Here is a 10,856-nt window from a genome sequence, read left to right on the forward strand (position 1 = left end):
TCATTCATGGGTGTCTCCTGGTCTGTGGTAATGAACTGCACTGAAATTATCAAAAAACGGTATATTTTGTTCCGAAATTTGATATACAATTCAATTTAAGCGCTCGGCAATCAAAAGTCAAACAGAATTTCGAGGAAACGGTACAATTTGAGTTCGAAAATGAAATAACACGACAGACACCACACCGAGGCCACCATGGACATGATTTCATCCCCAAAACTTGAGCCGGAAAAACTGGAAGGCGACACGCCCACGATGCGTTTGTTTGCCTTGCTGGAAGTGATTGCCGAAAAAGACCAGTTGCTGTCGCTGCAAGCGCTGGTGGAAGAAACGGGGCTGCCGAAACCCACCCTGCACCGCATGCTGCAACAGCTGGAAAGCGTGGGCGTGCTGCAGCGCGAAAGCGATGGCCGCCACTACAGCACGGGCGTGCGCCTGCGCCGCCTGGCGTCGAACTTGCTAATTAACAACACGTTCCATGGCGCCCGCCGCATGGTCTTGCGCCAGCTGGTCGAGGAAGTGGGCGAAAGCTGCAACCTGACGGCCTTCAGCGGCAGCGAAGTGGTGTACCTGGACCGGGTGGAAACGGCGGCGCCGCTGCGCTTCTACCTGCATCCCGGTTCACGGGTGCCGGCCCACTGCTCGTCGAGCGGCAAGCTGTTCCTGGCGCAGATGACGCCCGTGCAACGGCGCCGCCTGCTGGGCCACATGGAATTGACGCGCTTTACGGACAAGACGGAAACGGACCCCGTCAAGCTGGAACGCGAACTGGAACTGGTGCGCCGCAACGGCTATGCGCTGGACGACGAGGAATTCCTGCCCGGCCTGCTGTGCGTGGCCGTGCTGGTGCCGAACCCGAACGGCCGCTCGAACCTGGCCGTGGCGATCCAGGCGCCCATCATCCGTTTGACGCACGACAAGGCTTTACATTTCTTGCCAGCATTGCAACGCGCCGCGCAAGCCCTGGCCGCCATCGAATCGGAAACCATGCCGACGACGGGCGGGGACGACGACGCACTGCAGGCAGGTAATTCATAACCGCTGCGGCACCCATGCTGCGGCTAGACCAGGAGAACAAGGTGCCAGATTCACGCCAACATCCCCCCGCCGCAGCGGCGCAAACCATGCAGTCCGTGCGCGGCCTGTTCCATATCGACAGCGACCTGCTCGTGCCCGTCTTCACGGAGCGCGACCCGCACGTGCCCGACATCGATCCCGCCTACCGCTTCAACAAGGACGTGACCCTGGCGATTTTGGCCGGTTTCACGCATAACCGCCGCGTGATGGTGCAAGGCTTGCACGGCACGGGCAAGTCCACGCACATCGAGCAAGTGGCGGCGCGCCTGAACTGGCCTTGCGTGCGCGTCAACCTGGACGGCCACATCAGCCGCCTGGACCTGGTCGGCAAGGACGCCATCGTGCTGCGCGAGCAGCAGCAAGTGACCGAATTCCAGGAAGGCATCGTGCCCTGGTCATTGCAGCGTCCCGTGGCCCTGATCTTCGACGAGTACGACGCGGGCCGCCCCGACGTGATGTTCGTCATCCAGCGCATTCTGGAACGCGACGGCAAGTTTACTTTGCTCGACCAAAACCGCGTCATCACGCCGCATCCCCACTTCCGTTTGTTCGCCACCTCGAACACGGTGGGCCTGGGCAACCTGAACGGCATGTACCACGGCACGCAGGTGCTCAATCACGCGCAGATCGACCGCTGGAACATCGTTGCCACCTTGAACTATTTGCCGCAGGACGAAGAAACGGCAATCGTGCTGGCGCGTGTCCCTGCCATGAACGACGCGGCGGGCCGCCAGCTGGCGGCCTCCATGGTGGCCGTGGCCAGCCTCACGCGCCAAGGCTATGCGGCGGGCGACCTGGCGTGCCTGATGTCGCCGCGCACGGTGATTACCTGGGCCGAGAATTGCCAGATCTTCCGCGACCCGGCGCTGGCGTTTCGCCTGTCCTTCCTCAACAAATGCGACGAGGCCGAACGGCCCATGGTGGCAGAGTATTACCAGCGCTGTTTCAATGAGGAATTGCTGGCGAGCCAGGCATGAGTACGGACGCGACCGCGCCTGCCGCCTACACGCGCGAGCAGCAGGAAACGGATGAGCTGTGCGCGGGCGCCATCCGCGCCCTCAGTGGCTCTCCCTCGATACGCTACCGGGGCCGGCGCCTGCACGACGGTCACCGCCCCCTGCCCATCCACGCGGCCCATCTGCAGCCCGATGCGGCGCTGCAGGATTTGCCCTCGCTGCGCGGCGCGGCCGACAGCGTGGCCCTGCGCCTGCTGCATACGGATGCGGCCCTGCACAAAACGCTGTGCCCGCCCGAGCCCGTGGCGCGTCTGGTGTTTGAATTGCTGGAACAGTTAAGGGTGGAAACGCTGGCGCCCGATCAACATGCCGGCGTCATCGCCAACCTGCGCCACCGTTTTACGGCATGGTCGCACGCGTTCTACGATTCCGGCCTGGCCGAAGGCGCGTCGGGCTTGCTCTTGTATACAGTGTTCCAGATGTGCTGGTCGCGCCTGACGGCCAGGCCCGTGCTGGAAAAGACGGAAGATTTTATCGAGGCCACGCGCTGGTCCGTGTCGTCACAGCTGAGCGGCGACCTGGCGGGCTTGCGCCGCCACCGCGCCGACCAGGCGGCCTTTGCGCGCCACGCGCTGGCCATCGCCCATGCCGTCGACGCCATGCTGAAACAGGCGCAAACGGCGCGCGACGGCAGCCAGGACGACGGGGGCGACGCCAAGGCGCAGGCGGCGTTCAAGCTGCTGCTCGATTTCGACAGCGACAACGACCACCTTCCTGATGCCGCCCCGCTGGGCGACAGCCGCGCCTTCAGCGATGGCGACGGCGGCTACAAGGTTTACTGCACGGCCTATGACCGCGAAGACAAGGCGGGCGAACTGGTGCGCCGCGCCCTGCTGCTCGACTACCGCGAACGCATGGATGGTCGCATCGCCAGCCTCGGCATCAACACGGCGCGCCTGGCACGGCGCTTCACGCAATTGCTGGCCGTGCCCCAACGCGACGGCTGGTCGTTCGGCGAGGAAGAGGGATACATCGACGGCCGCCGCCTGGCGCAGCTGATCAGCTCGCCGTCCGAGCGCAGGCTGTTTCGCAAGGAACAGTTTTTGCCGCAAGCCGATTGCCTGGTGACCTTTCTTGTCGATTGCTCCGGCTCCATGAAGACCCACGCGGAATCGGTGGCCGTGCTGCTCGACATTCTGCTGCGCGCGCTGGACCAGGCAGGCATCGCCACGGAATTGCTGGGCTTTACGACGGGCGCGTGGAACGGGGGAAGAGTCAGGCGCGACTGGATGCGCGCCCGCTCGCCGGCGAATCCGGGCCGCTTGAACGAACTCGTGCACATGGTGTTCAAGGATGGCGACACGCGCTGGCGCCGCGCGCGGCCCGACATCGCCGCCCTGCTGAAAGCGGACCTGTACCGCGAAGGCGTCGATGGCGAAGCGGTGGATTGGGCCTGCACGCGCATGCTGGCGCGCCCGGAACGGCGGCGCATCCTGCTCGTCGTGTCAGATGGTTGCCCGATGGATACGGCCACGAATCTGGCCAACGACGAGTTTTACCTGGCCCAGCATCTGAAACAGGTGGTGGCGCGCCGCGAAGCGCAGGGCGCCGTGGAAATCTGCGGACTGGGCCTGGGCCTGGACCTGGGCGCCTACTACAGCCGCAGCCTGGCCACCACCCTGCCCGCCTCGCTGAACAATGAACTGTTCAGCGAGATCGCGCAGTTGCTCGGTGGACGGAAAAAGTGATCGTTATGCCGGCGCAAGCGCCTGCAGGAAGGCTTGCACGGGCGACGCTTGCCTACCCGTCAACGCGCCATAGTCGTCACTGACGATGTGCATTGCATCGGTGGCCAGCCAGCGCTCGATGCCTGCCAGCATCTGCGCCATCGGCGCCGGCATGCCGCCGGCAATGAAATGGCGCACGCACTCTTCCGCATCGAGAGCCACGACCTGAATGGACCTGCCAAATACCTGGGCAGCGATGGCCGCCAGCGCTTGCGCATCAATGGCGGCGGGACCGGTAATGTCCAGGATGCGGCTGTCAAGGTAGCCATCCGCCAGGGCCGCCGCGGCCGCATGGGCGCAATCCTCGCGCGCCACGTACGACACATGGCCTTGTCCCATTGCCGTGCGCAACTGGCCATCCACGGCCGCAGTGCCGAGCACCACCAGCAGCAAGTCCTGGTAAAACGCATTGCGCAAGATCGTGTGGCCGATGCCACTCCCTTTCAGCAACGCTTCCGTGGCCCGGTGGTCATCGTTCAGCAGCGACCTCTTGCCCTCTTCCGGCTGCAGGAACGAGGTGTAGACGATATGCCCGACGCCGGCCTGGCGCGCCGCTTCGATGGCATGGCGGTGCTGCGCCAGCCGCCGTCCCGTTCCGTCGATGGTATTCGTACTGATCAACAGCAGGCGCTCGACGCCGTGAAAGGCTGCGGCCAAACCCTGCGGTTGGTCGTAATCGCCGAAGCGCACGCCGATGTCCTGCTCCAGCCAAGCCTGGTGGCGGTCGGGTGTGCGGGTGATGGCCGTGAGCGTGATGCCCGGATGGCGGGCGCGCAGCTCGATGAGTTCATTGACGACGAGGGTGCCCAGTTGGCCGGAAGCGCCGGCGACGGCGAGATGCATTGTTTTCATATTCTTTTCCTTGTGGCGAGCGCAGGCGCGCCCCATGCCGGCGCGGCAAAGCTCGCAGATGATGTGATGAGATCAAAGAAGGCCATGCGGCGGCCCGCCCCCAGCGGGGCGGCACTGCGGCTGGCTTACAGGAAAGAAGGGAAAACAAGTGTCATGCGCCCAGCATGGCGCGTGGCGCCCGCCCGGTCAAGCCCTTTCGACGGCGCTTGAGCGCTGCAGGGCTAGTCCACACAGTAACGCACGGCATGCGCTTCCATCGGCAACGGGATTTCCCAGTTCCACAGCATCGCTTGCAACTTCTTGTTGCTCAGCGAAGTGTCGCGCTGGCCGTTGCGCCGCAGTAATTCCTTGCGCGGCTGCTCCAGGTACACGAGCTCCACCTGCGCGTTGTACTTGTACAGCAGGTTGAGCGTCTTTTCGCGCATCAGCCGGGACAGATGCGTGGCGTTCCACACGAACGGTTCTCCCTTGCGCAACAGTTCGCGCGCGCGCTCTTCCGCGTAGTCGCCCACCTGGCCTTCGTTCTTGCCGTGCTTCAAGCCCAGGGCCGTGCGCGCATCGTCGAAGGACACGACGGGCAGGCGCGGATAGTGCTTGTCCACCCACGTATTCTTGCCCGATGCGGGCAAACCCGACATGACGATCACGTGCGAACCCGGCTCCTGGAACAGCGAATAATCGGGATGCGCCTCGGCGCCGCGAAAGTATTTGACGCGCGTGTGGTCGTCGACAAAGGCGCGCCGCTGGCCGTAGCAAGCCTCCTCGCGCGCCAGTTCGCGGAACAGCTCGATGGCATCGAGGATGCGCTGCGGGTCCGGGCAGATGCGGCCGCGAATATCGGCCTCGGCCAGCATGGCCAGCAAGCGGATATCGACCTGCCACGACAGTTCGCGCACGGTGAACTCGGGCGTGATGCCGCGCCGCGATTGTTCCAGCGCAAAGAACGGCACTTGATGCACGTTAATCAGGCGGCAGATTTCCTCGCGCACGGCAAACGGCACGTCGCCATCCCACAGGGCGATGCGCGCATCGAGCGCGCCCTTGCGCGAATGGCCCGGCTGGCCGATGGCGCCCGTGACCGGGTCGATCACCGTGGTGCTGCACTTGGCCACGTCGTGCAGCAAGGCGGCCAGGAAGACGATTTCCTGCTCCGCCCGCGTGGCTTGCTGATACTCAGGCATGCCCAGCAGGGATTCCACCACCATCATGGTATGCGTCCACACATCGCCTTCCGCGTGATACACGGGATTTTGCGGCGTCGTTTTCGCCAGTTCCAGCTGCGGGAAAGCGGCCAGGCAGGCGCTGAAGTCGGGCAACTGGCCCGCTGGCGGCACCAGCTGTTGCAGGGTTTTCCAGTGCATCATGTTGTACTCCTTGAGTAGGCAGCCAATTCATCGAGCGACTGGCAGGTATGTAAACCCAGGCTCTCCCACGTGACCAGCGGCTGCGGCGCGTACAGGTCCACGCCGTCGGCCAGCTGGTTGGGGATCAATGGCCGCGTGCTATGGTGCGAGCCGCTGTCGAGGATGGTTTGCGTAAAGTCATGGCGCACCAGCTTATAGCGGGCCAGCACTTGCTCGTCGTCTTCCACTTTCAGGTACAGCCCTTCCGCGTGGTCGGACTTGTCCGTCTGCTTCCAGCACAGGTCCAGCGGCAGGCGTTCGCGCGCCACCACGTTTTCAAAGGCGTCGCGCCACAGGCGGGACTTGGCCAGCGAATGGCGCAGCAGTTGCCACAGCTGCTTGGGCGTCGTGGGCATCAGGCCCGCATACAGCACGGGGACCGACAGCACGGGCGAGCCGGCCAGCATGGCGTGGCGGCGCGCCGTCGACAAAAACATCTGACTGCGCCGGCAATACACGTCGAATTCGTTGAAGTAATGGGGCAGCCGGTCGTAAAACACGGAATGCTTGCTGTAAGACCATTCGCCAAACAGCACAAGCTGGTCTTCCAGCAAGCCCAGCAAGGCGTGTTCGTGCGCATGGGCCCACGGTTTGAGCAGGTTGAACTGGTGTTCGCTGCCGCCGCCCGCCAGGTAGTGGCCGCGCGACTGCAGCAGCACCTCGCCCGCATCGCTGAACGACACGGCGGAGTTGGCGCCATCGATTTTTTCCTCGATGACGACGTACTGGCCGGCCAGCTTTTTCAGGGGCATCTGGTCCGAGCCGTCGTCGCCGTCCTGCAGGCGCGAGCCTTCCAGGTGCGGCGTGCGCGGGTATTTGAATAAGGGCAAAGATTGTAAAAACATAGCGTCCCACGCCGCGTTCACCGGGGCGTGTCCATACAGGGTCAGGGGTGCTGACGACGTGTTCGGCGTGGACGATCGAGACTAGCGTCACGGATACGTGTGCGGAAAGAGCAGTGCCGCAGCAATCGGGGGCGTCAACGCGCCGAACGATGCTGCAAAGAGCATTTCGTCAGCGTTAGCAGGTGATGGCGAAGAAGCGAGGCACTTTTGGCTCCAATAAGGAAGAGGTTCGAGAAAGAGCAGGGAATATAAAGGCTGTTTGCATATTTTGCAAGCGCCGCACGCTTAGCCCAGCAACTGCGGCACGGCTGCCGCCATCAAGGAGAGGCCGATGGCGGTCAGCACGGCAAACGCGATGCGGCGCATGCCGCGCTGGGCGATCGGCGGCGGGTAGCGCTTGCCGGCCATGGTGGCCAGCACGCCGACGGGCAGGGCCAACAGGCACAACAGCAAGACTTTCGCGTCCAGCTGGCCCTGGCTGCCCGCCATCAGCGAACGTCCGCCCGCGCTGATGGCAAACAAAAAGATCAGGCTGTAGCGGATGGTGGTTAAACTCATTTCCTGGCGGTAGAACTGGTACACGAGGGGCGGGCCAGCCAGCGAAAACAGGCCCGAGAACAGGCCGCCGCACACGCCGCTGATGAAGAAACTGCGCTTGTCCGCCGCGCCCGGTCCCGGCGGCGCCTGCAGCAGAATGCTGACGCCGCCATACACGATGGCCGCGCCCAATAACAGTTTCAGGACGGGCGCATACGCCTGATCCAAATATCCCAATAGCAATACGCCGGCCGCCATGGCCGGCAACAAGCCGATGCTGGCCGCGCGGATGGCGCGCCAGTCCAGGTGGTGCAAGGCGCCCGGCAAGGCCACCAGGCAATTGGCCAGCGACAACAAGCTGACGAGGGCCGCCAGCACGGGCACGGGCGCCAGGCCGAGGCCGCTGGCCACGCCCATGACGATCATGCCCAGGCCAAAGCCCGTGACGGTCTGGAAATACGTGCCCGCCGCCACCACGCCCAGCAGCGCCAGCACGGGCAAGCTGAACAACTCAGCGTCCACCCTGGGCCTGCACGGCCGTGACCGCAATCACGTTGTAGACATCGTCGGCGCTGCAGCCGCGCGACAAATCGTTGGCCGGCTTGTTCAAGCCTTGCAGCAGCGGGCCGATGGCGACGGCGCCGCCCATGCGCTCGGCCAGCTTGTAGCCGATGTTGCCCGCATCGAGGTTCGGAAATACCAGCACATTCGCGCGACCATTCACCACGGAATCCTTGACTTTTCTCTGGGAAATCTCGGCCACGATGGCCGCGTCGAGCTGCACGTCGCCATCGATGGCCAGCAGCGGACGCTGGGCCTTGACCCGGTCCGTGGCCGCATGCACCTTGTCGACGGCCGCGTGATGGGCGCTGCCGCTGGTGGAAAACGACAGCATGGCGACCCTCGGCTCTTCCATCAGCAAGGCTTGCGCGCTGTCGGCGGCGGCCATGGCGATGTCGGCCAGTTCCTCGGCCTTAGGGTCAACGACGAGGGCGCAGTCGGAAAAGATAAAACCGCCCTTCAGGCTGTGGAACGGTTCGCACAGCATCATCAGGAAAAAGCTCGACACGAGCTTGAAGGCCGGATCGACGCCGATGATCTGGATGGCGCTGCGCACCACGTCGGCCGTCGTGTGCACGGCCCCCGCCACGCAGCCGTCCGCGTCGCCCAGGCGCACCATCAGGTTGGCGTAGCACAGCGGGTCTTGCACGGCGATACGCGCCTGCTCCACCGTCATGCCCTTGGCCTGGCGCAGCACAAACAATTGTTGGGCATAGTGTTCCGACTCGTCGGACGTTGCCGGGTCGACCAGGCGCACGGCATCGAGGTCCAGCGCGTGTTCGCGCGCCAGGGCCAGGATGGCGGCCGGCTGGCCGACGAGGGTGATATGCGCCAAGCCTTCGGCGGCTGCGCGCGCCGCCGCCTGCAGCACGCGCGCATCGTCGCCCTCGCACAACACGATGTTTTTCGGCACGGCGCGGGCTTGGGCGATGATGCGGTGCAGGGCTTTCATGGGTACTCCAATTCGGTAAAAAAAGTGCCGGAACCATGGAAGCATGCAGATAGTTCCGGCACATAAAACCCGGCAAGCCGGGGTCATACAAGGATCGGTCAGGGTGGTGTCGGATTACGCCAGCGCCACGCGTAGGTTGGGTAGGTTGGATTAGCCCGCCAGGGCGTAATCCAACAACACCCGCTACATCAAACGTAATCTTTATATTTATCCAGATGACGGATTGGTTTACTCAGCGCATCGCGGCGGAACGGGTCGCCCAGTTCGCGCGTGCACATGATTTCGATGATGGTGGTCTTGCCTTCATTCATCTGCATGGCTATCGCTTTCTTCAGGGCCGGCCCCACGTCTTCCAGCTTGTCGACCGTGATGCCTTCGGCGCCCATGGCCCGCGCAATCTCGGCGAAGCTCTGGTTGTCGAGTTCACCGGCGACGAAGCGGCGGTTGTAGAAATCGACCTGGTTTTTCTTTTCCGCGCCCCACTGGCGGTTGTGGAACACCACCGCCGTCACGGGAATGTTGTGGCGCACGCAGGTCATCGTTTCCATCAGGCTCATGCCCCAGGCGCCGTCGCCCGCATACGACACGGCCGGACGGTGCGGTGCCGCCACTTTCGCGCCGATGATGGTCGGGAACGCATAGCCGCAATTGCCAAAGCTCATCGCCGCAAAGAAGCTGCGCGGCTTTTCAAAGCGCAGATAGCTGTTCGCCACCGAGTTGATGTTGCCGATGTCGGTCGACACCATCACGTCTTCCGGCATGGCTTTTTCCAGCTCACGCAAGACCTGGCGCGGGTGCAGATAATTGCCCGGCTCTTTCTTTTGCTCTTCGATCATATCCAGGCTGTACGCATCTTTTTCGTGCGTCCAGTTGTCCAGTTCATCTTCCCACGCGGCTTTTTCCGCCTCGATGGTGGCCTTGCGCGCGTCGCGTGTGGCGTCGCAGTCGAGCGTCTTGCCATCCAGGCGGGCAAGAATCGCCTTGGCGGCCGCCTTGGCGTCACCGCAGATGCCCACCGAAATCTTTTTCACCAAACCGAGCATCTTGTTGTCGGCGTCGATCTGGATGATCCTGGCGTTTTTCGGCCAGTAATCCATGCCGTGCTGCGGCAAGGTGCCGAACGGTCCCAAACGCGAACCGAGGGCCACGACGACGTCGGCCTGGGCGATCAGTTTCATCGCCGCTTTCGAGCCTTGATAACCGAGCGGACCGCACCACAGCGGGTGGCTGGCGGGAAACGAGTCGTTGTGCAGATAGCTGTTCACCACTGGCGCGCCGAGGCGTTCGGCCAGCGCCTTGCACTCGTCGATCGCTTCGCCCATGACGACGCCGCCGCCCGAGATGATGACGGGGAACTTGGCCTTGGCCAGCAGTTCGGCCGCCTCATTGAGGCTGTGTTCGCCGCCGGCGCCGCGGTCGAGGCGGTTCGGCTTCGGGATTTCCGCCTTGATTTCGCCATAAAAATAGTCGCGCGGGATGTTCAATTGCGTCGGCCCCATTTCCGACATGGCGCGGTCAAAACAACGGCCCGTGAACTCGGCCATGCGGGCCGGATTGGTGACGTGGCCTTGATATTTCGTAAATTCCTCGAACATCGGCAATTGATTGGCTTCCTGGAAGCCGCCCAGGCCCATGCTCATGGTGCCCGTTTCCGGCGTGATGATGACGACGGGGGTGTGCGCCCAGTAGGCGGCGGCGATGGCCGTGACGCAATTGCTGATGCCGGGGCCGTTCTGGCCAATGACCACGCCATGGCGGCCCGAGACGCGGGCATAGCCGTCGGCCATGTGGCCGGCGCCCTGCTCGTGCACGACGGGAATCAGGCGGATGCCGGCCGGGGCAAAAATGTCCATCGGATCCATGAAGGCCGAGCCCATGATGCCGAA

9 protein-coding genes are annotated in these 10,856 nt (G+C 63.6%); 3 read left to right on the plus strand and 6 right to left on the minus strand.

Annotation, left to right across the window (positions count from 1 at the left end):
• Positions 1–201: 201 nt before the first annotated feature.
• The 3 genes from K0F86_RS17435 to K0F86_RS17445 all read left to right on the plus strand — a co-directional run bounded on the left by K0F86_RS17435 (position 202) and on the right by K0F86_RS17445 (position 3,781).
• Positions 202–1,038, plus strand: coding sequence for an IclR family transcriptional regulator (locus K0F86_RS17435; protein ID WP_369811606.1), 837 nt, complete (start codon positions 202–204; stop codon positions 1,036–1,038).
• 86 nt (positions 1,039–1,124) lie between these two features.
• The gene (locus K0F86_RS17440; RefSeq protein WP_219135751.1) at positions 1,125–2,054 is read left to right on the plus strand and encodes an AAA family ATPase; all 930 of its coding nucleotides are present in this window, start codon (positions 1,125–1,127) and stop codon (positions 2,052–2,054) included.
• Positions 2,051–3,781, plus strand: a complete 1,731-nt coding sequence (locus tag K0F86_RS17445; RefSeq protein WP_219135583.1) for a cobalt chelatase — start codon at positions 2,051–2,053, stop codon at positions 3,779–3,781. The genes K0F86_RS17440 and K0F86_RS17445 overlap by 4 nt, the downstream gene beginning before the upstream one ends.
• 3 nt (positions 3,782–3,784) lie before the next feature.
• Here the strand turns inward: K0F86_RS17445 and K0F86_RS17450 are convergent, their stop codons facing one another.
• From K0F86_RS17450 to xsc, 6 genes are all read right to left on the minus strand, one after another.
• Positions 3,785–4,672, minus strand: a complete 888-nt coding sequence (locus tag K0F86_RS17450) for an NAD(P)H-binding protein (RefSeq protein WP_219135584.1) — start codon at positions 4,670–4,672, stop codon at positions 3,785–3,787.
• A 221-nt stretch (positions 4,673–4,893) separates the two neighbouring features.
• Positions 4,894–6,036: an AAA family ATPase gene (locus tag K0F86_RS17455; protein ID WP_374197300.1), complete on the minus strand. Its 1,143-nt coding sequence runs from the start codon at positions 6,034–6,036 to the stop codon at positions 4,894–4,896.
• Positions 6,033–6,920, minus strand: a complete 888-nt coding sequence (locus K0F86_RS17460) for an RNA ligase family protein (protein ID WP_219135585.1) — start codon at positions 6,918–6,920, stop codon at positions 6,033–6,035. The genes K0F86_RS17455 and K0F86_RS17460 overlap by 4 nt, the downstream gene beginning before the upstream one ends.
• A 285-nt stretch (positions 6,921–7,205) precedes the next feature.
• The gene (locus K0F86_RS17465) at positions 7,206–7,967 is read right to left on the minus strand and encodes a TSUP family transporter (protein WP_257572210.1); all 762 of its coding nucleotides are present in this window, start codon (positions 7,965–7,967) and stop codon (positions 7,206–7,208) included.
• Between the two features lies 1 nt (position 7,968).
• Entirely contained in the window at positions 7,969–8,970 is a 1,002-nt protein-coding gene (pta, locus tag K0F86_RS17470; RefSeq protein ID WP_219135587.1) for a phosphate acetyltransferase, read from the minus strand.
• A gap of 188 nt (positions 8,971–9,158) precedes the next feature.
• The coding region (gene xsc / locus K0F86_RS17475) for a sulfoacetaldehyde acetyltransferase (protein ID WP_219135588.1) at positions 9,159–10,856 on the minus strand (1,698 nt) is incomplete at its 5' end.

The sequence above is a fragment of the Janthinobacterium sp. UMAB-60 genome, assembly GCF_900095235.1.
Lineage (GTDB): Bacteria > Pseudomonadota > Gammaproteobacteria > Burkholderiales > Burkholderiaceae_D > Janthinobacterium.